This window comes from Methylobacterium variabile (genome assembly GCF_001043975.1).
GTDB classification, from domain to species: Bacteria; Pseudomonadota; Alphaproteobacteria; order Rhizobiales; family Beijerinckiaceae; genus Methylobacterium; species Methylobacterium variabile.
In genome coordinates this window covers 1-23,547 of record NZ_LABY01000033.1, presented here as the reverse complement: position 1 = coordinate 23,547, position 23,547 = coordinate 1, and the positions used below count along the sequence as shown (strand labels likewise).

Annotated in this window: 23 protein-coding genes and 1 pseudogene; 14 read left to right on the top strand and 10 right to left on the bottom strand. The window is 71.9% G+C overall.

Features of this window, described 5'->3' with window-relative positions; all coding sequences use genetic code 11:
- Positions 1–128: 128 nt before the first annotated feature.
- From VQ02_RS05840 to VQ02_RS05820, 5 genes are all read right to left on the bottom strand, one after another.
- The gene (locus VQ02_RS05840; RefSeq protein ID WP_048443223.1) at positions 129–812 is read right to left on the bottom strand and encodes a response regulator transcription factor; all 684 of its coding nucleotides are present in this window, start codon (positions 810–812) and stop codon (positions 129–131) included.
- Between the two features lie 516 nt (positions 813–1,328).
- Complete coding sequence (locus tag VQ02_RS05835) at positions 1,329–2,042, bottom strand: glutathione S-transferase (protein WP_048443222.1); 714 nt, start codon at positions 2,040–2,042, stop codon at positions 1,329–1,331.
- A gap of 66 nt (positions 2,043–2,108) precedes the next feature.
- Positions 2,109–2,819 carry a YidB family protein gene (locus VQ02_RS05830; RefSeq protein WP_048443221.1) on the bottom strand — a complete coding sequence of 237 codons (711 nt, stop codon included), beginning with the start codon at positions 2,817–2,819 and terminating at the stop codon, positions 2,109–2,111.
- Between the two features lie 63 nt (positions 2,820–2,882).
- Positions 2,883–3,185 carry a hypothetical protein gene (locus tag VQ02_RS05825; protein WP_048443220.1) on the bottom strand — a complete coding sequence of 101 codons (303 nt, stop codon included), beginning with the start codon at positions 3,183–3,185 and terminating at the stop codon, positions 2,883–2,885.
- 269 nt (positions 3,186–3,454) lie between these two features.
- On the bottom strand, positions 3,455–3,724 hold the full coding sequence (locus VQ02_RS05820) for a hypothetical protein (protein ID WP_048443219.1): 270 nt from the start codon (positions 3,722–3,724) through the stop codon (positions 3,455–3,457).
- 331 nt (positions 3,725–4,055) lie between these two features.
- Here VQ02_RS05820 and VQ02_RS05815 point away from each other — a divergent pair, with 331 nt between their 5' ends.
- From VQ02_RS05815 to VQ02_RS05790, 6 genes are all read left to right on the top strand, one after another.
- On the top strand, positions 4,056–4,451 hold the full coding sequence (locus VQ02_RS05815; protein ID WP_048443218.1) for a VOC family protein: 396 nt from the start codon (positions 4,056–4,058) through the stop codon (positions 4,449–4,451).
- A 97-nt stretch (positions 4,452–4,548) separates the two neighbouring features.
- Complete coding sequence (locus VQ02_RS05810) at positions 4,549–5,097, top strand: twin-arginine translocation signal domain-containing protein (protein WP_048443217.1); 549 nt, start codon at positions 4,549–4,551, stop codon at positions 5,095–5,097.
- A gap of 99 nt (positions 5,098–5,196) precedes the next feature.
- Entirely contained in the window at positions 5,197–6,765 is a 1,569-nt protein-coding gene (locus tag VQ02_RS05805) for a GMC family oxidoreductase (RefSeq protein WP_048443216.1), read from the top strand.
- The gene (locus tag VQ02_RS05800) at positions 6,765–7,139 is read left to right on the top strand and encodes a hypothetical protein (RefSeq protein ID WP_048443215.1); all 375 of its coding nucleotides are present in this window, start codon (positions 6,765–6,767) and stop codon (positions 7,137–7,139) included. Before VQ02_RS05805 ends, VQ02_RS05800 begins: the two co-directional genes overlap by 1 nt.
- Positions 7,140–7,486: 347 nt before the next feature.
- Positions 7,487–8,419: an antibiotic biosynthesis monooxygenase gene (locus VQ02_RS05795; RefSeq protein WP_048443214.1), complete on the top strand. Its 933-nt coding sequence runs from the start codon at positions 7,487–7,489 to the stop codon at positions 8,417–8,419.
- Positions 8,420–8,436: 17 nt separating this feature from the next.
- Positions 8,437–8,919, top strand: coding sequence for a nucleoside deaminase (locus VQ02_RS05790; RefSeq protein ID WP_048443213.1), 483 nt, complete (start codon positions 8,437–8,439; stop codon positions 8,917–8,919).
- Between the two features lie 90 nt (positions 8,920–9,009).
- Here VQ02_RS05790 and VQ02_RS05785 read toward each other — a convergent pair whose 3' ends face one another.
- Entirely contained in the window at positions 9,010–9,336 is a 327-nt protein-coding gene (locus tag VQ02_RS05785; protein WP_053080250.1) for a hypothetical protein, read from the bottom strand.
- Between the two features lie 444 nt (positions 9,337–9,780).
- Between VQ02_RS05785 and VQ02_RS05775 the strand changes: the two genes are divergently transcribed.
- Positions 9,781–10,050 (top strand): DUF3297 family protein, encoded by a 270-nt coding sequence (locus tag VQ02_RS05775; protein ID WP_048443211.1) that lies wholly within the window; start codon positions 9,781–9,783, stop codon positions 10,048–10,050.
- Here VQ02_RS05775 and VQ02_RS05770 read toward each other — a convergent pair.
- Entirely contained in the window at positions 10,037–10,537 is a 501-nt protein-coding gene (locus VQ02_RS05770; RefSeq protein WP_048443210.1) for a VOC family protein, read from the bottom strand. The two genes, VQ02_RS05775 and VQ02_RS05770, sit on opposite strands and share 14 nt — an antisense overlap.
- A 102-nt stretch (positions 10,538–10,639) precedes the next feature.
- Between VQ02_RS05770 and VQ02_RS05765 the strand changes: the two genes are divergently transcribed.
- The 5 genes from VQ02_RS05765 (at position 10,640) to lexA (ending at position 17,018) form a co-directional block, all read left to right on the top strand.
- On the top strand, positions 10,640–11,647 hold the full coding sequence (locus tag VQ02_RS05765) for a LysR family transcriptional regulator (RefSeq protein WP_083469077.1): 1,008 nt from the start codon (positions 10,640–10,642) through the stop codon (positions 11,645–11,647).
- Between the two features lie 205 nt (positions 11,648–11,852).
- Positions 11,853–12,893, top strand: a complete 1,041-nt coding sequence (locus VQ02_RS05760; RefSeq protein WP_048443209.1) for a PAS domain-containing protein — start codon at positions 11,853–11,855, stop codon at positions 12,891–12,893.
- Between the two features lie 100 nt (positions 12,894–12,993).
- Positions 12,994–15,759 (top strand): excinuclease ABC subunit UvrB, encoded by a 2,766-nt coding sequence (gene uvrB, locus VQ02_RS05755; protein WP_048443208.1) that lies wholly within the window; start codon positions 12,994–12,996, stop codon positions 15,757–15,759.
- Positions 15,760–15,816: 57 nt separating this feature from the next.
- A complete protein-coding gene (locus VQ02_RS05750; RefSeq protein WP_048443207.1) occupies positions 15,817–16,095 on the top strand; it encodes a hypothetical protein in 279 nt (92 codons plus the stop codon).
- Positions 16,096–16,283: 188 nt separating this feature from the next.
- Positions 16,284–17,018: a transcriptional repressor LexA gene (gene lexA / locus VQ02_RS05745; RefSeq protein WP_048443206.1), complete on the top strand. Its 735-nt coding sequence runs from the start codon at positions 16,284–16,286 to the stop codon at positions 17,016–17,018.
- A 211-nt stretch (positions 17,019–17,229) separates the two neighbouring features.
- On the opposite strand, the gene VQ02_RS05740 is transcribed toward lexA, so the two are convergent.
- The 3 genes from VQ02_RS05740 to VQ02_RS05730 are packed head-to-tail and all read right to left on the bottom strand — an operon-like array spanning position 17,230 to position 22,144.
- The gene (locus VQ02_RS05740; RefSeq protein WP_048443205.1) at positions 17,230–18,600 is read right to left on the bottom strand and encodes an NCS2 family permease; all 1,371 of its coding nucleotides are present in this window, start codon (positions 18,598–18,600) and stop codon (positions 17,230–17,232) included.
- Positions 18,591–21,323, bottom strand: a complete 2,733-nt coding sequence (locus tag VQ02_RS05735; RefSeq protein ID WP_048443204.1) for a molybdopterin-dependent oxidoreductase — start codon at positions 21,321–21,323, stop codon at positions 18,591–18,593. Before VQ02_RS05735 ends, VQ02_RS05740 begins: the two co-directional genes overlap by 10 nt.
- Positions 21,320–22,144, bottom strand: coding sequence for an FAD binding domain-containing protein (locus VQ02_RS05730; RefSeq protein ID WP_048443203.1), 825 nt, complete (start codon positions 22,142–22,144; stop codon positions 21,320–21,322). The genes VQ02_RS05735 and VQ02_RS05730 overlap by 4 nt, the downstream gene beginning before the upstream one ends.
- Positions 22,145–22,576: 432 nt before the next feature.
- On the opposite strand from VQ02_RS05730, the gene VQ02_RS05725 reads away from it, so the two are divergent.
- Together VQ02_RS05725 and VQ02_RS05720 are read left to right on the top strand one after the other, a co-directional pair.
- Positions 22,577–23,272, top strand: a complete 696-nt coding sequence (locus VQ02_RS05725) for a hypothetical protein (RefSeq protein WP_157080517.1) — start codon at positions 22,577–22,579, stop codon at positions 23,270–23,272.
- 61 nt (positions 23,273–23,333) lie between these two features.
- Positions 23,334–23,547: pseudogene (locus VQ02_RS05720) on the top strand (hypothetical protein); the annotation flags it as partial.

Genomic DNA, 23,547 nt, shown 5'->3' with positions numbered 1-23,547 from the left:
CGCTAAGACGGGGCAGGGCGGTCCTCCGGACCGCCCGCGAGGCACGCGCGAGAGCCACCCGCGACCGGCACGGTCGCGGGTGGCTCTGCCGTTCTCGCGAGGCTCCGCTCGCCCGGGCGCGGCGTGGCTCAGCCGACGAAGGTGTAGCCGGCCAGGCGCTTGGCCTCGATCGGGTCGTAGCCGAGGCGCATCCGCAGCTTCTTGCGCAGCTTGCTGATGTGGCCCTCGACCACGCTCTCGTCGACGGCGCTGTCGAGGTCGCCGTAGACCGCCTTGAAGATCTGGCCCTTGGTCACCGGCCGGCCGCGGTTGCGGGCGAGGTAGTCGAGGATGTCGCGCTCGCGCCGGGGCAGCATCAGGCTCTGGCCGTCGATCTCGGGGTCGCGCCCGTCGGTGTGGACGGTCAGGCGGCCGCTGCGGTCCGGCGTGCTCGCGGGCTTGGTGTCGCTGCGGTTGGTGCGGCGGCGGATCGCGCCGGCCCGGGCGATGATCTCGCGCACGTGGACCGGCTTGCGCACCACGTCGTCGATGCCGGCGGTGAACAGGGCGAGGGTCTGCTCCAGGGAGCGGGTCTCGTTGAGGGCGATGATCGGCGCCCGCGACAGGCTGCGCAGGGCCGCCGTGAACGCCGTGCGGTCGGCGCAGTCGCCGATCACGAAGCCCTGGATCGCCTCCAGGTCCTGCGGCGGCGTGACGTCGATCCAGGTCCGCACGTCCCGCACGTCCAGCCCGCGCGCCGGAACGCCTTCCACGCCGAAGCCTTCCACGTAGTGCGCAGCCACGCTTTCCCGCTCATCGACGACGATGTACACGCCAGCCCCCAAGAATTTTTGACGATTTTTCTCGCCCCGTCTCCAGTCATGGCGACAGGTTTACTTGGACTATATTTGTCGGAATTTTGCCATGGCGGCGCGGTGGACTCGCGATCGCTTCCGGCTTGCGCCCCGAGGCGCGGTGTTGTGAATGATTTGTTAAGGCGAATGTCGCGCCGGAATGGTTAATTTTTCGTTAAGCGTAGCCGTAAGGTGTTCACTTACGGACACAGCCTGTTGCGCCGCGGCAACGCGTTCCCATGAGAATCATTGTCTATCAACAGGTTACGCGAGCGGAGCGGGCCGGCGGCGTCTGTTGCGGTCGTGCGACAGGCACGGGACCGCGTCACGCTGGGCTGCCGCAGGCACGCGGCGCGGCCGAGCGGCCTGGCGCAGCTCTCGCAGCGGGCTTGAACGAAGCTGACTTGGACGAAGCAGACCCGGCATCGTCGCGGAGGCTGTGATGAACCAGGAAGCGGGCACCGCTCCAAGGCGGCGATCCGCGGCTCCCGTGCCTTAGCCGTCGAGCTCGGGATAGCGCCGGAAGATCCCGTCCTCGTTGAACGGCGTGCGCCGGTCGCTCTCCAGGTAGGCGCCGATGCGGGGCCGGGAGGCCACGGACCGGTGCAGGGCGACGACCTTCGGGGTTTCGGCGAGCGCCCGCTCCGTCGCCCGCGGGAAGGCGTAGGCCAGGCCCTCGACCAGCTGGAACAGGGAGAGGTCGGCGTAGCTGAGACGGTCGCCGACGAGGTAGCGCGGGCCGGCGGGGTTCGCGGCCAGCACCCGCTCGAGCCAGCCGAGGTATTTCGGGATCCGCTGGCTGCGGAAGTCCTCGGCCCGGCGGGCGGCCTCCGGCTTCTGATCCTCGTAGTAGAGCGCCGAGGCGATCGGGTGGTGGGTATCGTGGGCCTCCGCCACCGCATCGGCGATGGTGAGCTGGATCTGGTGCGTCCAGACCCGGTCAGCCTCGCTCTCGCCGACCAGGCCGAGGCGCGGTCCGAGATGGAGCAGGATCGCGGCGGTCTGGCCGATCACCAGGTCGCCGTCGCGCAGGTAGGGCGGCGCGAAGGGCGGCCGGCCGGGCCCCGGCGCCGACAGGCCCGCCATCATGGCGTCGATGCCCTCGTCACGGGCGACATCGACGTAGGCGGCACCGGCCTCCTCCAGGGCGAGGCGGACGAACTCGCCCCGACCCTGGATGCCCGGCCAGTAGTAGAGTTCATAAGCCATCGGTCGCCGTCCGGAATTCGGTCTCGCCGAGGCGTCCGGGCAGGGTCGCCCGGACGCCCGCACGGCTCACCAGCCGCGCATCTCGTCGTGGTTCGGGCGCCTTCCCTGGGGCGTCAGGCCGTCGATCACGCCCGGCAGCACCTGGGCGAGCTGCGCCAGCAGGTCGTCGCGGCCCATTCCGGTCTGGCGGCTCAGGGTGTCCACCGTCTCCGGGCCGAGGGCCTGGGCGAGCTGCTGCGGCTGGACCGGCCGGTTGTGGCCCGGGCCGATCCAGGAATCGATCAGGTCGCCGAGGCCGCCCTGGCGGAAGCGGTCGACGAGGTGGTCGAGGCCGCCGCCCGGCGCGTCGTCGGGCTGCTCACGGTCGAGGCGGGAATAGGGACCGGCGCCCTGGTCGAACGGGTTCGGCACCCCCGCACCGGCAGGGGAGGGGCCGCCCGGGCCGTCGAGCATCCCGGCGAGGTCCGAATAGGGGTTGTTGGGGTCCTCGCCCCGCCGGCCGCCGCGCGGCCCTTCGTCCCGCGGCTCGGGCGGGTCGTAGCCCCGCGGGTCGGGAGCGTAGCCGTCGTCCGGCCCTCTCTGGGGTGCCGGCCGCCGCCCGCCGCCGAAGATGTCGCCGAAGCCGCCCTGCATCGCCTTGGCGGCGAGCAGCATCAGCAGCGCCTTCACGAGGGGCGACATCGCCCCGGAGCCGCCGTCGCGGCCCCCTTCGTGCTGGCGCCCGCCCCCGAGGACGTTGCCGAGCACGGAACCGATGACCTGATCGAGCAGACCCATGAGGCACCTCCCGTCGCGCGTGCCGCGCCGTCTTCAACCGCGATCGACCCGCCGCGGTTGCCTTCAGCGGCCGTCGCCGGCCCCGTCGCCGCCGCCGGTGGCGCGCCGGTCCTGGGGGGCGAGCTGGTCGAGGGGGTTGGTCCGCGGGCGGGTGTTTCCGCTCAGGCCGGTGTCGCCGGGCATCACCTTGGTGTCGGGCTTGAGTGCCTGCGGCGGGGACACGCCGGGCGGGCCGTTGCTTGCCCCGTCGGGGATGTCGGCCTGGGTCGGCTGATCGCGGCGGTCCGAGATCGCCAGGGCGGGCGCCGCCGACAAGGCGCCCGCGAGGGCGAGGAAGGCGGGAACGAGGCGGACGCGCGGGGGCATGACGGTCTCCGTCAGGGTTCCGCAGAGGCAAATCGGCCCGAAGCGTTGCGGTTCCAGGGCCAGTGCGGGAAAATCCGGAGCGACCCCGCTCACGCGAAGAAGGACCGCCCCGGGGGGCGGTCCTCGGCGAGCCTCACCGGGGTGAGCCTCACATGTTCATCAGGGCGCTGGCGGTGCCGACCACCGTCATGGCGAGGCCGCCGGCCAGGACACCGATCATGCCGTAGGACACGGCGCGCAGGAGCTTCATCTCGCTCATCTCAGGTTCCTCAGCAGCGGTACCCGCCCGAGGTCTGGCCGTACTGCTTGACCGGGAAGTTCTGCTGGTTGGCGTTGCCCTCCGAGGCCGAGCTCATCGGGCAGGCGCCGTAGAACGGCCGGGTGCCGTTGCCGAACGGGTTGCCGAGCGAGCCGGTGGTCTCGACATCCTGGCTCCAGAACGGGCCGGCTGGGGAGTTCGCGCTGAATGCCATGGCGGACGAGATCGGAGCGGCGCCAAGGACGAGGGCGGTGACGACGGCGGCGATGCGGGTCTTCATATGGTATTCAGTCTCCTGCTTTGAGCAGATCCGGGGATCGGGTGGCTGCTTCCTTTGCGGTGATTGGAAGATAGGCGCTGGACTGACGCTGCGATGTGTTCCCGCGCACGTGGCGAAGCGGAACAAGAACGGGATCGCCGACGGCCGGATTGCGGCGAAAGCGCGGCTTTTCGCTAGGTGAGGGGCCGGTGCGGGCGTCGCGGCGGCCCGGCCGCGCGGACCGCGACGTCACATCCCGCTACCACCCCGGCCGCCTCCCTGGAGCTAGTCTAAGGGGCGATACCGAAGGGCCGCGCGAGCGGCCGCACGCGAAACGAGGTTCCCGCTGCCGATGGCCAAGCCCGTCCACTCGATGATCCGCGTCCTCGACGAGGAGCGCTCCCGCGCCTACTACGCCCGCGCCTTCGGCCTGGAGCTCGCCGAGCGCGTCGGCTTCGACGATTTCGCGCTCGTCTACCTGCGCCACCCCTCCTCGCCGTTCGAGCTGGAGCTGACGGTCAATTTCGGTCGCTCCGAGCCCTACGACCTCGGCAACGGCTACGGCCACCTCGCGGTGGTGGTGGACGACGTCGACGCCGAGCACGCCCGCTTCACCAGGGAGGGCCTGCCGGCGACCCCGGTCAAGGATTTCCGGCACCAGGGCAAGACGTTGGCCCGCTTCTTCTTCGCCACCGATCCGGACGGCTACAAGATCGAGGTGATCCAGAAGGGCGGCCGCTTCGGCTGACGGGGCCGAGCACTGAACGGGCCGGCCCCGGGAAGCGCGCACCAGACGCGCCCCGGGGCCGGCCGACACCGGAACGACGAGAACGGAGGAAACAGCCATGAGAGAAGTCGATCCGCGCGCGCGGTTCAGCCGCCGCGGCTTCCTGCAGACCGCGGCGGTCGCCGCTCCTGCCGCCGCCATCGCCACCGGCGCCGGGCTCCAGGTCTCGGAGGCCTGGGCCGAGAACGGCGCCGCCCTGTCGCCGGCCGAGCTGAAGACCCTGGTGAAGATGGCGCGGGACATCTACCCGCACGATTTCCTCGGCGACGTCTACTACATCACGGCGATCAAGCCCTGGGACGGCAAGGCCGCCGCCGATCCGGCGGTGAAGGGTCTGCTCACCCAAGGGGTGCGCCGCCTCGACGAGGATTCGCAGGCCCGCCACAAGCTCAACTACGCCCAGATCGGCTGGGAGGCCGACCGCGTCGCCGTGCTCGAGGGCATCAGCCACACCGACTTCTTCAAGAAGATCCGCTCCGACCTCGTGGTGTCGCTCTACAACCAGCCCGAGCTGTGGCCGAAATTCGGCTACGAGGGGTCTTCTGCCGACAAGGGCGGCTACATCAACCGCGGCTTCAACGACATCGACTGGTTGCCGAAGGTCTGAACAGTCGCCCGATCTGCCGATCATGTGACCCGCCAAAGAACAATCAACGAACAACCGCGCCGGATCGGCCGCGACCGGCCGCGCGGACCGGAGGAAACCATGGCCACATTCGACCTGAACGACGACGGGCTCGTCGTCATTGTCGGCTCGGGCGCCGGCGGCGGCACGCTCGGGACCGAGCTGGCGCTCAAGGGCATCCGCACCGTCATCCTGGAGGCGGGGGCCCGCCACAACATGGAGGATTTCGTCAACGACGAGTGGGCGAGCTTCGCCCAGCTCGCCTGGACCGACATGCGCACCACCTCGGGCTCGTGGCGGGTGGCGCGGGACTTTCCCAACCTGCCGGCCTGGATCGTCAAGGCGGTGGGCGGCTCGACCGTGCACTGGGCCGGCGCGTCCTTGCGCTTCGAGGAGCACGAGTTCCGCATCCGCGACCATTACGGCGCGATGCCGGGAGCCAACCTCCTCGACTGGCCGATCACCCGGGCCGAGCTCGACCCCTGGTACGAGAAGGCCGAGGACCGGATGGGCGTGACCCGCACCAACGGCATCCCGGGCCTGCCCGGCAACAACAACTTCAAGGTGCTGGAGGCCGGCGCCCGCCGCGTCGGCTACAAGGAGGTGCATTCCGGCCGGATGGCGATCAACAGCCAGGAGCGCCACGACCGCGGCGCCTGCCAGCAGATCGGCTTCTGCTTCCAGGGCTGCAAGTCGGGGGCGAAGTGGTCGACGCTGATCGCCGAGATCCCCCGCGGCGAGGAGACCGGCAACCTCGAGGTGCGGCCGAACTGCATGGCGATCCGCATCGAGCACGACGCCGCCGGCAAGGTGACGGGCGTGGTCTACGCCGATGCCGACGGCAGGCTGCAGCGCCAGAAGGCCCGCATCGTCGCGGTGGCCGGCAACTCGATCGAGAGCCCGCGGCTCCTGCTCAACAGTGCCTCGTCGCTGTTTCCGGACGGGCTCGCCAACTCGTCGGGCCAGGTCGGCCGCAACTACATGCGGCACATGACCGGCAGCGTCTACGGCGTGTTCGAGAAGTCGGTGCACATGTACCGCGGCACCACCATGGCGGGCATCATCCGGGACGAGGCGCACCACGACCCGAAGCGCGGCTTCTCCGGCGGCTACGAGATGGAGACGGTCTCCCTCGGCTTGCCCTTCATGGCCGCCTTCCTCAATCCCGGCGCCTGGGGGCGCTCCTTCACCAGCGCCATGGAGCAGTACCCGCGCATGGCCGGGATGTGGCTCGTCGGCGAGGACATGCCGCAGGAGACGAACCGCATCACCCTCGACCCCCAGGTCAAGGACAAGCACGGTATGCCGGTGGCGAGCGTGCACTACGACGACCACCCCAACGACGTCGCGATGCGCAACCATGCCTACCAGCAGGGCGCGGCGATCTACGAGGCGGTCGGCGCCACCGTCACCTACCCGGTCACGCCCTACCCGAGCACCCACAACATGGGCACCAACCGGATGAGCGCGAAGGCGCGGGACGGGGTGGTCAACAAGTTCGGCCAGACCCACGACGTGAAGAACCTGTTCGTCTCGGACGGCAGCCAGTTCACCAGCGGCGCGGCCTGCAACCCGACCCTGACCATCGTGGCGCTGGCGCTCCGCCAGGCCGACCACATCGCCGGCGCGATGCAGCGGCGGGACATCTGATGCGCCCGCTCGTCCTGCCCCTGCTCGCGGCCCTCGCCGCGGGCCTCGCCCTCGCGCACGGGGCCGCCGCTCAAGGCTCCCCAACCCCCGCCGCCCCGGCCACCCAGCCCGGCGGGGCCGCGGCCTATCCGGGCAGTCCCGGCGGCGCTCCGGCGGCCGAGCGGGACGGCCGCGCGGTCGCGACCGACCACGCCGTCTGCTCGGGCCCCGGCCCGTGCCCCGCGGCGCCCGGCCCGTCCGGCGCCGCGGATGCGAGCCGCACCGCGGCGCCGAGCAACTCGGTCGGCCAGGCCGGCCCGGTGCCGAGCACCGCCTACCCGGACGCCCCGGGCGGGATGCCGTCGACCCGGCCCGACGGCACGGCGCCGCGCTGACGCGGCCCACCGCCGGCCGGTCCGGTGCCGCGCGGGATCGGTCCCGGAGGCCGGGGCCCGGGGGTTCGCCGCCCGCGGGCCCCGGCACCGCCCGCGGCCCGAGATGTCGTTCCGGCTTGCCGCAGGGGCACCCGAGGCAGAACCCGACCCGGTGCCCGCCCTTTGATTCGGGGAGGGACTTCGTCGATCACGGCCGCGCCCGGCCGATCATCGGGGCGGCACTCGTCATCCACCCCAGATCCAGTCGACGCCGTCAGTTTGCGCCCTCGCGCTAAGGCGATGGTAAGTCCCGGTCGCACATCCTGCGGGTGCCTCTTGTTGAGTGCCCCTTGGGAAGGCCGGCTTCCATGAATGCGCAGAGCCCCTCCCGCGTGACGGCGATCGTGACCCGGGTCAGCCTCCGGCCCGGCGCCGAGGACGCTTTCGCGGGCTGGCAGGCGGCGCTGACCCGGGTGGCCGGCGAGGCACCGGGTTTCGTCAGCATCGAGGTCGTCCCGGTCGGCCCGCAGGTGCCGGACTGGCACGTGGTCCAGCGCTTCCGCACGGCGGCGGCGCTCGAGGCGTGGCGCGGCGGCCCGGCTCGGGCGGAGTGCCTCGCGGCGCTCGCGCCCCTGCTCCACGCCGCCGCGACGGACGAGGCTGCCCCCGATTTCCAGGCCCTGGCCTGCGTGACCGAGGTGATCGCGACGCGGGTCGAGCCCGGACGGGAGCCGGCCTTCCGCGCCTGGGCCGAGGCGGCGCAGGGCGCCCAGGCCCGGTTTCCCGGCTACGCGGGCACGCTCGTCCAGGCGCCCCTGCCGCCGCAGATTCCGCACTGGACGACGCTCGTGCGCTTCGCGACGCCGGCTCAGCTCGATGCCTGGCTCGGCTCCCCCGAGCGGCAGGCGCTGCTCCGGCAGGCCGACCCGGCGGTCGCCACCTGGACCAGCCGGCGGCTCGACGCCCCCTTCGCGGGCTGGTTCCCGAAGGAGGCGGGCGCGGCACCGCCGGCCTGGAAGCAGACCGCGCTCGTCCTGCTGGTGCTGTTTCCGGTGGTGATGCTGGAGATCCGCTTTCTCTCGCCCCTCACGGCCGGATTGCCGCCGGCGGTCGCGACCTTCATCGGCAATGCGATCAGCGTGGCGCTGGTCTCCTGGCTCCTGATGCGGGTCGCGACCGCCGCGCTCGGCTGGTGGCTCAACCCGGCGCCGGACCGCCGCCGGCGCGTCGAGGCCCTCGGCGCGGGCGTCATGCTGGGGCTCTACGCGGCCGAGATCACCCTTTTCACTCTCCTGTCCTGATACGAAAGGATCCTGCGATGACGGAAGACGACAAGGCCTTCATGACGCGCGCCATCGAATTGTCGGAGAAGACCTCGCTCATCGAGAGCGCCGGCGGGGTGTTCGGCAGCGTGATCGTCCAGGACGGCAAGATCCTGGCCGAGGGCGCCAACCGCGTGGTCGCCGAGAACGACCCGACCTGGCACGGCGAGATCGAGGCGATCCGCAAGGCCTGCAAGGCGCAAGGCAGCTTCAAGCTGCGCGACGCCACGCTCTATACCAGCGCCGAGCCCTGCCCGATGTGCATGGCGGCGGCCTACTGGGCCGGCATCAAGACGATCTACTACGCCTCGACTAACGAGGACGCGCTCCGCTACGGCGATTTCGACGACAGCATGATCTACGGCGAGCTGAAGAAGCCGGTGGGCGAGCGCTCGATCCCGACCCGCCAGATCATGCGGGCCGAGGCGGTCGAGGTCTGGAAGAAGTACCACGACAAGGCCGACCGGGTGCCGTACTGAGCCGTGCGGCGCGCCGGGCGGGCTGGTCCGGCGCCGCGCCGCCACCGGCGCGCCCTGCCGTGGCGGGCGCAAGGCCCGCCTCGCGCGCCCTCAGGCCCGCCCCTGCACCGGCAGGTCGGCCAGCGCCGGCCGGTGCCGCTCGATCAGCGCCGCCGCCAGCATCGCCTCCAGGCGGATCAGGTCCTCGTCCGGCTCCGGCTGCCAGCCGCAGCCGCAGCGGGGCGCCGGGCCGTGCAGGGAGGCGATCTGCCGGTAGAGCGTCCCGACCGTGCGGGCGGCCGCCTCGAGCGCCGCCATCGGCGGCAGCGGTCCCCGCTCCAGCGCATCCCAGAACGCCACCGTCAGGGCCTGCTCCAGGGCGGCCTGCCCCCGCATCTCGGCCTCGGCCCGCAGGCGCTCGCGCTGAAGACCGTTCATCGCCCGCTCCTCGACTCGCTGAGCAGGCCGACGAGCCGCTCCCAGGACAGGCCGACCGCCGGCCAGCCTTCCCGCACGGGAGACCAGGCCTCGCGCGAAAGACGTGCGTGAAGAGGAGTGTCCTGCGCGGGAGACACGATCTCCCGCATCAGGCCCGCACAGCCTTGGATCAGGAACAGCACTCGCGCCATCGCGGCCTCCGTCTCGGATCGTGCCGGGGATCGGCTCGCCCTGAATGCAGCACATGACCCGGATCCGCAAGATCAGCGCGAAATATTGGAGGATTTCTATTTTTGATCGGCCAATCTATAGTCTGATCTGAATTATGAAAGTTCCAAACTGCGGCAGGCGTCGGAGGCGGGCGGGGGGCGGATTGGCACGGGCGGCCGGAGCCGCTACCTGGGGCGCCGACGACGTTCCGGACCGAGAAAGGCTCAGCCTCCGATGACCGACACCCCGCCCGATCGCCTCAGCACCGACCCGCGCAGCCCCTTCCACGACGCCGCCCTGCTCGAGCGCGGCGTCGGCGTGCGCTTCAAGGGCGTCGAGAAGACCAACGTCGAGGAGTATTGCGTGAGCGAGGGCTGGGTGCGCCTCGCCGCCGGCAATGCCCGCGACCGCTTCGGCAACCCGATGACCGTGAAGCTGAAGGGCCCGGTCGAGCCCTACTTCCGCAAGCCCGAGGGCGAGCCCGAGCCGTCTACGGCCGAGTAGCCGCCGCGCCCGCCGCTCGCAGGTCCGCGAGGTCGAGGCGGCGGGTCACCATCCGCAGGGAGCCGTCGGCGTCCCGCGGCCACTCGCTCTCCGGCCGGTCCCAGTACAGCTCGACGCCGTTGCGGTCGGGATCGTCGAGGTAGAGCGCCTCGCTGACGCCGTGGTCGCTCGCCCCGGTGAGGGGAATCCCGGCGGCGTCGAGCCGCGCCAGCGCGTCGGCGAGCGCCGCGCGGGTCGGGTAGAGGATCGCCAGGTGGTAGAGCCCGGTGCTGCCGGGCGGCGGCGGCGACCCGCCGGCGCTGTCCCAGGTGTTGAGCCCGATATGGTGGTGGTAGCCGCCGGCCGACACGAAGGCGGCCTGCGCGCCGTAGCGCTGCATCAGCGTGAAGCCGAGCACATCGCAGTAGAACCCGAGCGCCCGGTCGAGGTCGGCCACCCGCAGGTGGACGTGCCCGATGCGGGTGCGCGGATCGATCGGTTCGGTCATGGTCGGGCTCCGTGGCGACCTGCGCAGACTGCCCCCTTTCGGGTTGTCCGGAAATCCGGCAATTCTTCCCAACACCTCACACCGGGAGCGTGAGATCAGGCGATGCCCGACCGGTTGACCGGGATGCAGATCTTCGTGCGCGTCGCCGCACTGGGCAGCTTCTCGGCCGCGGCCCGGGTGCTCGGGCTGTCGCAGAGCGGCGTCACCAAGCACGTGGCCGCCCTCGAGGACCGGCTCGGCGCCCGGCTCCTGCACCGCAGCACCCGGCGCCTGACCCTGACGGAGGCCGGCCGGCGCTACCTTGAGGCCTGCGAGCGCATCCTGGCGGAGATCGACGAGGCCGATGCCGCGGCCGGCGCGGATGCGGTGGACGTCCGCGGCACCCTGCGGCTGAACGTGCCGGTGTCGTTCGGGGTGCTGGTGGTCGCTCCCACCCTCGCGGCCTTCGGTGCCGCGCATCCGGGCCTGTCCGTCGACCTCGGCCTCAACGACCGGCCCGTCGACCTGATCGAGGAGGGCTGGGACATGGCCCTGCGCATCGGGCACCTGAGGGAATCGAGCCTCGTCGCCCGCGCGCTCGCGTCGTGCCGGCTCGTCGTCTGCGCCGCGCCGTCCTACCTGGCGGCCCGGGGCCGGCCCCGCCGGCCCGCGGACCTCACCGGCCACAACTGCCTCGGCTACACCCTGGCGAGCACCGGCGGCTGGCGCTTCGCCGAGGGCACGGTGCCCGTCTGCGGGACCCTGCAGGCCTCGAACGGCGCCGCGCTCGTGGCGGCCGCGACCGCCGGCCTCGGCGTGATCTACCAGCCGACCTTCCTGGTCGGCCAAGCCCTGCGCAGCGGCGCTCTCGTGGCGCTCGATCTCGGGAGCCCGATCCCGTCGCTGCCCCTTCACGCCGTCATGCCTCCGGGGCGGCGGCCCCCCGCCAAGGTGAGGGCCTTCGTGGACTTCGCCGCCGGTCGCTTCGCCGACGCGCCCTGGGACCACGGCCTGCCGGACCCGCTCGGCCCCGACGCGGCGATCCCGTCCCCCGCCCCGGGCCGGGCCGGGCGGCGCGAGGCCCGACCGGGTCCGGAAGGGGCTCCCTGGCCGCTCGGCTGCGCCGGCTGAGCATCGTTCCGCCGGCCGCGCTCGAGGCGGTCGCCGGTCCGGCGGCGACAACGAGGCAAGAACAAGGTCCTGAGCGCAAGGTCCTGGGCGCAAGGTCCTGGGCGGAAGCGCGGCGCGGGTTTTGCCGGAGGCCGCGGATGGCCGCCGCGCCGGGGCTGCGAAGGATGTGCAGGGCACCGGGCGACGACGGAGATCGAGCGCGACGATGAATGCAGTTGTACCGACGCCACCGAGCCTTGCCTTCTCGTCGCGCGAGTTCCTCCGGTTGATCGAGGCCTGCGGCCTGACGGGAAGCTGGCGCTGGACGTTCGCCGATGGCGGGCATGCCTGGTCGCCGGGCCTGTTCCGCCTCCTCGGCCTGGAGCCCGGCTCGGTGCGGCCGAGCTACGACCTGTTCCTGAGCCTGGTCCACCCGGAGGACCGGGCGGAGGTCGCCAGCACGATCCAGGTGATGGGCGAGGGGATCCTGCGCGAGCGCACGGTGCGGGTCGTCCGTCCCGACGGGACGCTGCGCGTGCTGGCCTGCCGCGGCGAGGTCTATGTCGACCCCGAGGGCCGGCCGCGGGCGGCGGCCGGGATCATGCTCGACGTCACCGACGGCCAGCGGCTCGCGGAGGCGCTGCGGGCGGAGCGGCACCGGCGGCGGGTGCTCTTCGAGCAGTGCCAGTCCTGGATGCACGCCTCCACCTACACGACCTCGCACCGGGTGGGGTCGCGGGAGCTCCTGGGCCTCACCGGCGTGACCCAGGAGGCGTACCAGGCGGACTGGGCGCTCACCCTGAAGCCGGAGGACCGCGGCCACATGCGCCCGTACATGCGGGCGATGATCGAGGCGGGTCAGCCCTTCATGGTGCGAACCCGGTTCCGCCTCGCCGATGGCGGGATCGGGCACTTCCGCGGCATTTTTGCCCCGATGCGCCGCGCCGACGGCGAGATCACGTGCTGGTCGACGCTGACCTCGCGCGCCGAGGGCGTGCGCGCCAGCCCCGCCGACGCCCTGCGGGAGAGCCTGGAGCAGGCCGTGAGGGGCCGCCACATGCGGGCCGCCCGCGGCCTCCTCGACTGGTCGATGCAGGATCTCGCCCGCGCCAGCGGCCTGTCGCTCTCGACCATCCGCCGGCTGGAGGAAGGGGGCGAGGGCCCGGCGGCCCGCAGCCGCCACGCCGCCGTCGCCGCTCTGCGGCAGGCCGGGATCGGCTTCGTGTTCCTGGACGCGACCACCCTCTCGGTCGCCAAGGTCCGGTGACCCGGATCGGGTCACCGGGATGCACGAACTGAGGCGTGGTAACCCGGATGTGGTAACGTGCGCCCTTTCCGGCCCCCGCGCTGATCGCCATATCGCGTGCATGCCCGCCCCGAAGAAGCCCCGCCTGTCGACCGGCAAGGCCTCCAAGCCCGAGCTGAAGCCGCTGGACCCGTTCCTCGCCGAGTTGCTGAACCCGGCGCTGAACCGAGATCGCCTGCCCGTCGCCGAGCCGCCTCCGCCGCCCCAGCCCCCGGCGCGGGGACGCCCGCGCAAGGCCTCGCCGGATCCGGCCGCCGGCACGAAGCCCGCCCGCAAGGGACGGCGGGCGGACGCCGCGGCGCCGGACGGGTTCGGGGAGGCGCCGCAGGCCGCCTTCGCGCACGGCACCGCCGCCGACGTCGATCCCGCCCTCGCCCAGGCGCTCGGCCTGCGCGAACCGGACGCCGCGGAGCCGGTGGAGGAGCGCGAATCCCTGGCGAGCGCCGGGGTCTCGGCCACGGTTGATGCCCTGACCAAGCTCCTCACCGAGGGCAATCCGCTGTTCAAGAACGGCGAGCTGTGGCGCCCGCACCGCCCCGAGCGGCCGCAGAAGTCGGAGGGCGGCGTGCCGTTCCGGCTCAAGTCGGACTTCACCCCGGCCGGCGACCAGCCGCGGGCGATCGCCGAGCTGGTGGCCGGCGTGAAGGGCAGCGAGCGCGACCAGGTGCTGCTCGGCGTGACGGGCTCGGGCAAGACCTTCACGATGGCCAAGGTCATCGAGGAGACCCAGCGCCCGGCCCTGATCCTCGCCCCCAACAAAACCCTGGCGGCGCAGCTCTACGGCGAGTTCAAGTCGTTCTTCCCCGACAATGCCGTCGAGTATTTCGTCTCGTACTACGACTACTACCAGCCCGAGGCCTACGTGCCGCGGTCCGACACCTTCATCGAGAAGGAATCGTCGATCAACGAGCAGATCGACCGGATGCGCCACTCCGCCACCCGGGCGCTGCTGGAGCGCGACGACGTCATCATCGTCGCCTCGGTGTCGTGCATCTACGGTATCGGCTCGGTCGAGACCTACACGGCGATGTCGTTCACCGTCAGCCTCGGCGAGAAGATCGAGCAGCGCCAGCTCGTCGCCGACCTCGTGGCCCTGCAGTACAAGCGCATCCAGTCCGACTTCGCCCGCGGCACCTTCCGGGTGCGCGGCGACGTGATCGAGCTGTGGCCGGCCCACCTGGAGGACCGCGGCTGGCGCATCGGCCTGTTCGGCGACGAGATCGAGTCGATCGCCGAGTTCGATCCGCTCACCGGCAAGACCATCAATACCCTCAAGTTCGTCAAGGTCTACGCCAACAGCCACTACGTGACGCCGCGCCCGACGCTCCAGCAGGCGGTGAAGGGCATCAAGGACGAGCTGAAGTGGCGGGTCGAGGAGCTGACCCGGATGGGCCGGCTGATCGAGGCCCAGCGCCTGGAGCAGCGCTGCACCTTCGACCTCGAGATGATCGAGGCGACCGGGGCCTGCAACGGCATCGAGAACTATTCGCGCTATCTCACCGGCCGCAAGCCCGGTGAGCCGCCGCCGACCCTGTTCGAGTACCTGCCCGACAACGCCCTCGTCTTCACCGACGAGAGCCACGTCACGGTCTCGCAGATCGGCGGCATGTACCGGGGCGACTTCCGCCGCAAGGCGACGCTCGCCGAGTACGGCTTCCGGCTGCCCTCCTGCCTCGACAACCGCCCGCTGCGGTTCGAGGAGTGGGACGCGATGCGCCCGCAATCGATCCACGTCTCGGCGACGCCGGCGAAGTGGGAGCTGGAGCAGACCGGCGGCGTCTTCGCCGAGCAGGTCATCCGCCCGACCGGCCTCGTCGACCCGGTGATCGAGGTGCGCCCGGCCCGCTCCCAGGTCGACGACCTCCTCGGCGAGGTGAAGGAGGTCGCCGCCGCCGGCTACCGGACGCTCGTGACCACCCTCACCAAGCGCATGGCCGAGGATCTGACCGAGTACCTGCACGAGAACGGCGTGCGGGTGCGCTACATGCACTCGGACATCGACACGCTGGAGCGCATCGAGATCATCCGCGACCTGCGGCTCGGCGCCTTCGACGTCCTGATCGGCATCAACCTCTTGCGCGAGGGCCTCGACATCCCGGAATGCGCCCTCGTCGCGATCCTCGACGCCGACAAGGAAGGGTTCCTGCGCTCCGAGACCTCGCTGATCCAGACCATCGGGCGGGCCGCCCGCAACGCCGAGGCCCGCTGCATCCTCTACGCCGACCAGGTGACGGGCTCGATGGAGCGCGCCATGGCGGAGACCGAGCGCCGGCGCAAGAAGCAGCTCGCCTACAACGAGGAGCACGGCATCACGCCCCAGAGCGTGAAGCGCAACATCGCCGACATCCTCGAGAGCGTCTACGAGCGCGACCACGTCCAGGTCGATACGGGGCTGGCCAAGGCCGCCGTGACGGTGGGCCACAACCTCAAGGCGGTGATGGCCGACCTCGAGAAGCGGATGCGGGCGGCGGCCGCCGACCTCGACTTCGAGGAGGCGGCGCGCCTGCGCGACGAGCTCAAGCGGCTCCAGGCCACCGAGCTTGCCATCGCCGACGACCCGATGGCCGGTCAGGCGGAAGTGGAGCGCGAGGCGGGCCGCTTCGGTGCCAAGCGCAAGCGGCGCGGCGCGGAGTCGCTCGGCTACGGCCCGGGCGGCAAGGGCACGTCCGACGAGGGCACCCGCATCCGCGAGCCCGACCTAGATGACATGGGCCCGGGCACCGACCGCGAGGTGCCGTTCTCCTACGCCGAGCGCCCGACCGGCCGCTCGACGCAAGGCTTTCCGGGCCAGCGGCCGAAGTACAAGGGCCGCAAGGGGCGAGGCTGAGGGAACCGGCGGCACCGCCCGCGTGTCACATGCGAGGTGGCGAGAGGGAGCCGTCGGATGAGGTCGATCCTGGGTGCCGGCATCGTGGCGTTGGTCCTGCTCCCCGAGCCGGCGATGGCTCAGGCGGCGCAGACCACGGTCGGCCCCGGCGGCTTGCGGCTGCCCCAGGTCATCGCCGGCCAGCCCCCGGCACCCACCGCCGGCAGCGACGGTGCGGTCGCGGCCCCGGCCCGCGTCGATTCCCTGGCGCGGGAGTTCGCCCGGCCCCCCTCCGCGACCGCGGAGCCGCCGCCGAACCCGCTCTTCACCCATAGGCCGGAGCCGGTCCGGCGCTAGCGGAGCATCGTTCTGCCGGGCGCGAGGCCCGGTTCGCCTGTCCGACATCGCCCGAATTGGGCGCGTTCTCTCCCCTTTGCTGCGTTCTCGCGCCGCAGTTTCAGACCCGCTTGCGGAACACTTGCGGAACGCTTACCATGTTCGCGATTTGTTTCCGGAGCGCGGCAGCGCGGGGATGAGAGTGTCACATGCTCACGCGTAAGCAGTTGGACCTGCTCCGCTTCATTCAGCAGAGAATGCGCGAGACGGGCGTCCCCCCGTCCTTCGACGAGATGAAGGACGCCCTCGATCTCAAGTCGAAATCGGGCATCCACCGCCTGATCACCGCCCTGGAGGAACGCGGCTTCCTGCGCCGCCTGCCGAACCGGGCCCGGGCGATCGAGGTGATCCGTCTGCCCGACGCGGTGGCCGGCCCGGCGGCGGCCGGACCTGGCGCCGAGGTGGTGCGGTTCAATCCGAGCGTGGTCGAGGGCGGGCGCGCCCGTGAGCCGAAGGTGACCGGCATTCCGGCGGTGACCACGGCGCCGGACGAGAACGGCCAGTCGGTCAGCGTGCCGGTGATGGGCCGGATCGCCGCCGGTACGCCGATCTCGGCGATCCAGAGCCAGAGCCGCTCGGTGGCGATGTCGCCGGACTTCCTGGCCAGCGGCGAGCACTACGCCCTGGAGGTGCGCGGCGACTCGATGATCGAGGCCGGCATCCTCGACGGCGACCTCGTGGTGATCCGCCGCCAGGAGACCGCCAATACCGGCGACATCGTGGTGGCCCTGATCGACGACGAGGAGGCCACCCTCAAGCGCCTGCGCCGCCGCGGCTCGTCGATCGCGCTGGAAGCCGCCAACCCGGCCTACGAGACCCGGGTTCTCGGGCCGGACCGGGTCCGGATCCAGGGCCGGCTGGTGAGCCTGGTGCGGAAGTACTGAGACGGTTCCGGAAGTAGCGCGGGATGAACCCTCCCCCCCTCTGCGGGGGAGGGTGGCGAGCGAAGCGAGCCGGGAGAGGGGACGCCGCTTCCGAATAATGCGGAACCGTCCTGAAGGGCGCCTCCTGGATTAGTGTCGCGCTGTCCCTCTCCCGCCCCACTGCGTGGGGTACCCTCCCCCGCAGAGGGGGGAGGGTTTTGGGCGGCCCCGCTCAATGCGCGCTTCCCGACACCACGAACTTGAACAGGAACACCGCCGCGATCACCCACACCACCGGCTTCACCTGACCTGCGCGGCCGGTGAGGAGCTTGATCACCGCGTAGGTGATGAAGCCGAAGGCCACGCCGTTGGCGATCGAGTAGGTGAAGGGCATCAAGAGCGCGGTGACGCAGGCCGGCAGCACCTCCGTCAGGTCGTCCCAGTCGAGGTCGACCAGCTCGTGCAGCATCAGGCAGGCGACGTAGAACAGGGCCGGGGCGGTGGCGTAGGCCGGGACCGAGCCGGCGAGCGGCGCGAAGAACAGGCAGGCCAGGAACAGCACCGCCACGGTGGCGGCGGTGAGCCCGGTGCGGCCGCCCTCCTCGACGCCGGACGCGCTCTCGAGATACGCGGTGGTGCTCGAGGTGCCGAGGAGCGAGCCGACGAAGATCGAGGACGAATCCGCCATCAGCGCCTTGTCGAGGCGCTCCATCTTGCCCTCGGTGAGCAGCCCGGCCCGGTTGGCGACGCCCATCAGCGTGCCGGTGGCGTCGAACAACTCGACGAGGAAGAACACTAGGATCACGTTGAGCAGGCCGCCCGACAGGGCGTCGGTGATGTCGAGGGCGAACAGCGTCGGGGCGATCGAGGGCGGCAGCGAGGCGACGCCCTGGAAGGTGTTGTCGGCGACGAGGAAGCTCAGGATCGTGACCGAGAGGATGCCGGCGAGCAGAGCGCCCCGCACCTTGCGCACCGAGAGCACCGTCACGATCAGGAAGCCGAGGACCGCCAGCACCGTGCTCGGCTTGTGCAGGTCGCCGAGGGTCACGAAGGTGGCCGGGCTCGCCGTCACCACGCCGGCGCTCTTCAGCGCGATGATCGCGAGAAACAGCCCGATGCCGACCGTGATGGCGATGCGCATCGAGCGCGGGATGCCCTCGACGATGATCCGGCGCAGGCCTGTCAGCGTCACGACCATGAAGAGCAGGCCGGAGATGAACACCGCGCCGAGCGCCGCCTGCCAGGTGTAGCCCATCTGGAGCACCACCACGTAGGCGAAGTAGGCGTTGAGCCCCATGCCGGGGGCGAGCGCGATCGGGTAGTTGGCGTAGAACGCCATCACCAGCGAGCCGATCGCCGCGACGAGGCAGGTGGCGACGAACACCGCGCCCTTCGGCATCCCGGCATCGCCCAGGATGTTGGGGTTGACGAAGATGATGTAGGCCATCGTCAGGAAGGTGGTCAGCCCGGCGAGCAGCTCCGTGCGCACGGTGGTGCCGTGGGCCGTGAGCGCGAAGGTGCGCTCCAGGAAGCCGCCCTGCGCGGGTCCATCCTGCGGGGATCCGCCCGGCCGGGTCAGGCCGTCGTCGCGCTTCAGGTCCATCTCTCCTCCTCGTCGCGGCGGCCGGCCGCGTTCATGACCTGCTGGTAGATCCGGTCGGGCGCGAAGGGCGTCGCGGTCAGCCGCGCGCCGGTCGCGTCCCGGATGGCGTTGCCCAAGGCCGCCGCGACGGGGTTGAACGGGCTCTCGCTCATCGACTTGGCGCCCAGCGGCCCGATGCCGTCGTGGGTGTCGGCGAAGATCACCGCGGTGCGGGGCACGTCGGCGACGGCCGGGACGTGGTAGGTGCGGAAGGACGGGGTCGCGACCCGGCCCTCGGAATCGATGCCGAGATCCTCGTAGAGCGCCGCGCCGAGCGCCTGGGCGACGCCGCCCTCGATCTGGCCGCGGCACTGCACCGGGTTGATCACCCGGCCGGCATCGGCGGCGTGGACGCTCCGCAGGATGCGCAGCTCGCCGCTGCCGGGATGCACCGCCACCTGGAAGCCCTGGACGTTGAAGGCGACCGAGCGCGGCGTCCCGTCGGCGCGGCCCAGGGCTTCCGCCGGGGCGAGGTCGGCGAGCGGAACCCGGGCGTCGCCCGCCACGACGGCGTCGCCGGCGAGGCGGCAGGATCCGGGATCCGTGCCCAGCAGGGCGGCGGCCCGCTGGCGCAAGGTCGCGGCCAGGGCCGTGGCGGCCCGCAGGGTCGCCTGGCCGGCCACGACCGTGCCGGTGCTGCCGTAGGCGCCGGTGTCGTGCGCGACCGCGTCGGTGTCGCCCTGGCGCAGGACGATCCGGTCCGGCGTGGTGCCTAAGCGCTCGGCGGCGATCTGGCCGTGCACCGTCGCGGTGCCGTTGCCGAACTCGACCGTGCCGACGCTCAGGGCGTAGAGGCCGTCGGGGCGGAGCGCGATGCGGGCCTCGGCGTGATGGCCCCGGGGCGGGATGGTGTCGATCATGGCGAGCGCCATCCCCGACCCGGTGCGCCAGCCCGGCGGTGCCGGGGGAGGGGCCGCGGCCAGCGCCTCCGCCACCCGGTCGAGGCATTGGTCGAGGCCGTAGCTGCCGTACTGCACGTCGTGCGGCTCGAGGCTCGTCGAGACCATCGGGTCGCCGGGCCGCACCACGTTGCGCCGGCGCAGCTCGAAGGGGTCGAGGTTCAGGGCGCGAGCGAGTTCGTCCATGGCGGATTCGACCGCGAAGACGGTCTGGCTCAGGCCATAGCCGCGAAACGCCCCGGCCGGCAGGGTGTGGGTGTGGACGGAGTAGCCGATGACGCGCTTGTTCGGGCAGCGATAGACCGCGATCACCTCGTTGCAGCCGTGGTGCAGCACGCCGCCGGCGTGGTTGCCGTAGGCGCCGGTGTTCGAGAGCACCCCGAGGTCGATCGCCGTCAGGGTGCCGTCGGCCCGGGCGCCGAGGCGCACCCGCACCCGCATCGGGTGGCGGCTTGTCGTGGCGGTGAACTGCTCCGTGCGGGTCAGCTCCCAGCGCACCGGCCGGCCGGTCGCCAGCACCGCCAGGGCCACCAGGTCCTCGGTTAGCATCTCCTGCTTGCCGCCGAAGCCGCCGCCGACCCGGCCGCACTCGACCCGGACCGCCTTCCGCGGCAGGTCGAACAGGGCGCAGAGGGCGTCGCGGGTGAGGAACGGCACCTGGGTGCTGGAGCGGATGACGAGGCGCCCGTCCGGGTCGCGCCAGCCGACGGCGGCGTGGGTCTCGAGATGGGCGTGCTGGATCCGCTGCGCGACGTAGGTGCCCTCGTGCACCGCGTCGGCCGCGGCGAAGCCTGCCGCCACGTCGCCGATCTCGCCATGCGCCTCGGCGGCGAGGTTCGGGTGGGGGTGGAGCGGCGGCGCATCCGCGCCGGTCGGCCGCCGGCCGTGGACGAGGGGCGCGTCGGGGTCGAGGGCGCGCTCGGGGTCGAGGCAGGCTGGCAGGACGTCGTAGTCCACGACCAGCGCCCGGCAGCCGGCCTCCGCCGCCGCCTCGGTCTCGGCGACCACCGCCGCGACGCGCTGGCCGACGAAGCGCAGCACCGGGTCGAGCACCCGCGTGTCGGCGGCGTCGTCCGCCGGGTTCTCGTGCCGGGCGGTGGAGAAGAGCCGGTCCGGCGCGTCGGCATGGGTGAGCACCCGCACCACGCCCAGCACCGCGAGGGCGGCGGAGGCATCGATCCGCAGCACCCGGGCGTGGGCGTGGGGTGAGCGCAGCACCTTCAGGTGCAGGGCGCCGGCCACGTCAAGGTCGAGGGTGTAGCGCGCCCGGCCGCTCACGACCGCGGCGCTGGCCGGGGCCGGGGGGCTGCGGTCGCAGGGCGGTCCCGCCGGTTCATCAATCCCGGCGATCGCGTCGGAGATCGCCCGGTAGCCGGTGCAGCGGCAGAGGTTGCCCTTGAGCGCCGCCGGCAGGTCCCGGCGCTGGCTCTGGTCAAGGGCCGCGGCCGTCATCACCATCCCGGGGGTGCAGAACCCGCACTGGAAGCCCTGCGCGGCGACGAAGGCCTGCTGCACCGGGTGAAGCTGGGCCGGCACCCCGTCCTGCGGGCCGCAGGGGCCGGCCAGGCCCTCGACCGTGGTGACGGACCGCCCCGCCGCCCGGAAGGCCGGCACCAGGCAGGAATGCAGCGGCTCGCCGTCGAGGTGCACCGTGCAGGCGCCGCAATCGCCGGCGTCGCAGCCCTTCTTGACGCCGAACCAGCCGAGCTCGCGCAGGAGGGTGCGCAGGCACTGGCCCGGGCGCGGGGCGACCTCGTGCGCCTCTCCGTTGACCGTCAGCCTCATGCGGCGTCCTCCGCGAGTTCGGCCCTGACCTCCTCGGACAGGAGCCCGGTGACGTGGCGGCGCCAGTCCGGCGCGCCGTGGACGTCGTCGTACCAGAGTCCGTCCGGGATCGCGGCGTCGAGCGCCGCCGCGAGCGCGCTGGCCGCCGGCATGGCGGCGAGGTCGATCCGCACCGGGCGCCGGGTCGAGGCCGTCACCGTCAGGGCGAAGGTGCCGGCAGGGTCCCGCGTGCCGATCACCAGGGCGCCGGATCGCCCGTTGGGGCTGAGCGAGATGCGCCGGAACGCGGTGCGGCGGGCGAGCGCCGCCGCCGGCAGGTCGATGCGACGCAGGATCTCGCCGGGCGCGAGCGTCGTCTCCTGCGGGCCGCGCACCAGGTCGCGGACTGCCAGGCGCCGCTCGCCGCCCCCGGGCGTCCAGATCAGGCAGAGCCCGTCGAGCGCGACCGCGAGCGCGATCATCGGCCCGGCCGGGAGCGCGAGGCAGAGGTTGCCGCCCACCGTCGCGGCGTTCCACACCTTGAACGAGCCGAGGAGCGCCCGGCAGCACTGGCCGATCAGGGGGGCGGCGGTGAACCCCGCCGGTAATTCGAGCCGGTCGAGGGCCGCGATGGTGCAGGTCGCGGCGAGCTGCAGCCCCTCCGCCGTCACGGCGTGCGGCTCCCAGCCGAGGGAGGGCAGGTCGACCAGGCGGCCGATCCCGTCCTGCGGCTCGGAGAAGAGCCAGGTGCCGCCGGCGAGCCAGGCGTCGCCCGGCTGCCAGGCCGGCAGCTCCGCCCGGGCACGGGGCGCCACCACGTCCGCGATGCTGTTGAGGTCCATGGGCCCCCCTCGTGGCCTCCGTCCCGCGGCCCCGGCGACGGGGCGGCGCCCACCTTAAGGCAAGATCGCGTCCAGCGCGGCAGCGCCTTGGGCCGGTCGCGGCAGTGGCGCGCGGCCGCCGGAATGATCGCGAGCCGGCGAAGCTTCGCGGCCCACCGCCGTTAACTATTTGATTACAATTTGATTGACTTTAGCAAGTCGTTAACCCACTTATCCCGCATCCGAGCCGAAGAGCAGGCGTCCACCATGAGCACTCTCGAAAAGTCTTTCGCTGGATATACGATGCCGGGCGAGGCGGAAGCGAAGGAAGTTCGATCGGAGTATCCCAGAGGTAATGTCGCTCTACAATCCCGCGGAGGGCCGGACCATCCGGCGGGAACTCAAAAAAAACCCCGGAAAGGCGCCGCGCCGGCCGGGAAATTCAATCCTGAGTTGATAATAAAGTCGTTTAACACCTGGGCGTTCAAGCGCGAGCAGCCCGGCAATCCCGAGCGGCTGGTGCCGGTGGTCGAGGCGGCGGCGCAGGCCGGGCGCCCGCTCGAGTTCGTGCTCTACTGGGGCAAGGGACCGCGCGCCGCGATCGCCGCGCCCGACCTCGCCTGCCTCGACTATCTCGGCCAGCTCGCCGAGCGGGTGCGCCAGGTCTACGCGCCGGGGGCGATCTTCCGGCTGATCTTCACCGACACCCACGCCTCCCTGAACGGCCACCCGGCCGAGGCGATGAATGCCTATTTCGGCGCCATCGATGCGGCGGCCCAGGCCCGCGGCTTCGCCAGCACCCGGCTCAGCGACGTCGTCGCCTTTGCCAGCGAGACCGGCGCGACGGCGACCGAGGAGGAGCCCTCCGGCGAGATCCTGGCGAGCCTGATCGCGTGCGCGGCCAAGTGGTACCGCGGCGAGGGCTCCACCGAGCAGGGCGCCCTCGACTACCACCGCATGAACATGGTCGAGAAGCGCGCCGTCGCGGCGGCCTTTCCGGAGGCGATCTTCGTCACCTTCAACGGCAGCGAGTTCCGCGACCTTTTCCCGGCCACCATGCCGATCTTCTACATGTACTCCCTGCGCCGCGGGGTCGGGGTGAAGCCGTGGTTCATGACCGCGCAAGCGGTCGAGCAGCCGGCCGTCTGAGCCGGCCCGGCCCCTCGCAGGCCGCCCCCAGGCGCCATACGCCCCCGCCGGAGACTCCCCCATGAAGAGCGCCGCTTCCTCGCCGGCCGACGGCCGGCCGCCGGCGGAGGCCGTCCGCCCCGCCGCCGACAACATCCCCCTCGGCATCGCGCTGATGATCGGCGCGACGCTGCTCCTGACCCTGTCGAACGCGTTCTCGAAGCACCTCGTCGCGCACTACCCCGTCGGCGAGGTGATGTTCCTGCGCTCCTCGATCGCCTTCGGGCTGGTCTGCG

Coding starts and splice junctions, on each gene's coding strand:
- VQ02_RS05835 (WP_048443222.1), bottom strand. CDS start 2,042: ATGGCTTATGAACTCTACTACTGGCCGGGCATCCAGGGTCGGGGCGAG.
- VQ02_RS05830 (WP_048443221.1), bottom strand. CDS start 2,819: ATGGGTCTGCTCGATCAGGTCATCGGTTCCGTGCTCGGCAACGTCCTC.
- VQ02_RS05825 (WP_048443220.1), bottom strand. CDS start 3,185: ATGCCCCCGCGCGTCCGCCTCGTTCCCGCCTTCCTCGCCCTCGCGGGC.
- VQ02_RS05820 (WP_048443219.1), bottom strand. CDS start 3,724: ATGAAGACCCGCATCGCCGCCGTCGTCACCGCCCTCGTCCTTGGCGCC.
- VQ02_RS05815 (WP_048443218.1), top strand. CDS start 4,056: ATGGCCAAGCCCGTCCACTCGATGATCCGCGTCCTCGACGAGGAGCGC.
- VQ02_RS05810 (WP_048443217.1), top strand. CDS start 4,549: ATGAGAGAAGTCGATCCGCGCGCGCGGTTCAGCCGCCGCGGCTTCCTG.
- VQ02_RS05805 (WP_048443216.1), top strand. CDS start 5,197: ATGGCCACATTCGACCTGAACGACGACGGGCTCGTCGTCATTGTCGGC.
- VQ02_RS05800 (WP_048443215.1), top strand. CDS start 6,765: ATGCGCCCGCTCGTCCTGCCCCTGCTCGCGGCCCTCGCCGCGGGCCTC.
- VQ02_RS05795 (WP_048443214.1), top strand. CDS start 7,487: ATGAATGCGCAGAGCCCCTCCCGCGTGACGGCGATCGTGACCCGGGTC.
- VQ02_RS05790 (WP_048443213.1), top strand. CDS start 8,437: ATGACGGAAGACGACAAGGCCTTCATGACGCGCGCCATCGAATTGTCG.
- VQ02_RS05785 (WP_053080250.1), bottom strand. CDS start 9,336: ATGAACGGTCTTCAGCGCGAGCGCCTGCGGGCCGAGGCCGAGATGCGG.
- VQ02_RS05775 (WP_048443211.1), top strand. CDS start 9,781: ATGACCGACACCCCGCCCGATCGCCTCAGCACCGACCCGCGCAGCCCC.
- VQ02_RS05770 (WP_048443210.1), bottom strand. CDS start 10,537: ATGACCGAACCGATCGATCCGCGCACCCGCATCGGGCACGTCCACCTG.
- VQ02_RS05765 (WP_083469077.1), top strand. CDS start 10,640: ATGCCCGACCGGTTGACCGGGATGCAGATCTTCGTGCGCGTCGCCGCA.
- VQ02_RS05760 (WP_048443209.1), top strand. CDS start 11,853: ATGAATGCAGTTGTACCGACGCCACCGAGCCTTGCCTTCTCGTCGCGC.
- uvrB (WP_048443208.1), top strand. CDS start 12,994: ATGCCCGCCCCGAAGAAGCCCCGCCTGTCGACCGGCAAGGCCTCCAAG.
- VQ02_RS05750 (WP_048443207.1), top strand. CDS start 15,817: ATGAGGTCGATCCTGGGTGCCGGCATCGTGGCGTTGGTCCTGCTCCCC.
- lexA (WP_048443206.1), top strand. CDS start 16,284: ATGCTCACGCGTAAGCAGTTGGACCTGCTCCGCTTCATTCAGCAGAGA.
- VQ02_RS05740 (WP_048443205.1), bottom strand. CDS start 18,600: ATGGACCTGAAGCGCGACGACGGCCTGACCCGGCCGGGCGGATCCCCG.
- VQ02_RS05735 (WP_048443204.1), bottom strand. CDS start 21,323: ATGAGGCTGACGGTCAACGGAGAGGCGCACGAGGTCGCCCCGCGCCCG.
- VQ02_RS05730 (WP_048443203.1), bottom strand. CDS start 22,144: ATGGACCTCAACAGCATCGCGGACGTGGTGGCGCCCCGTGCCCGGGCG.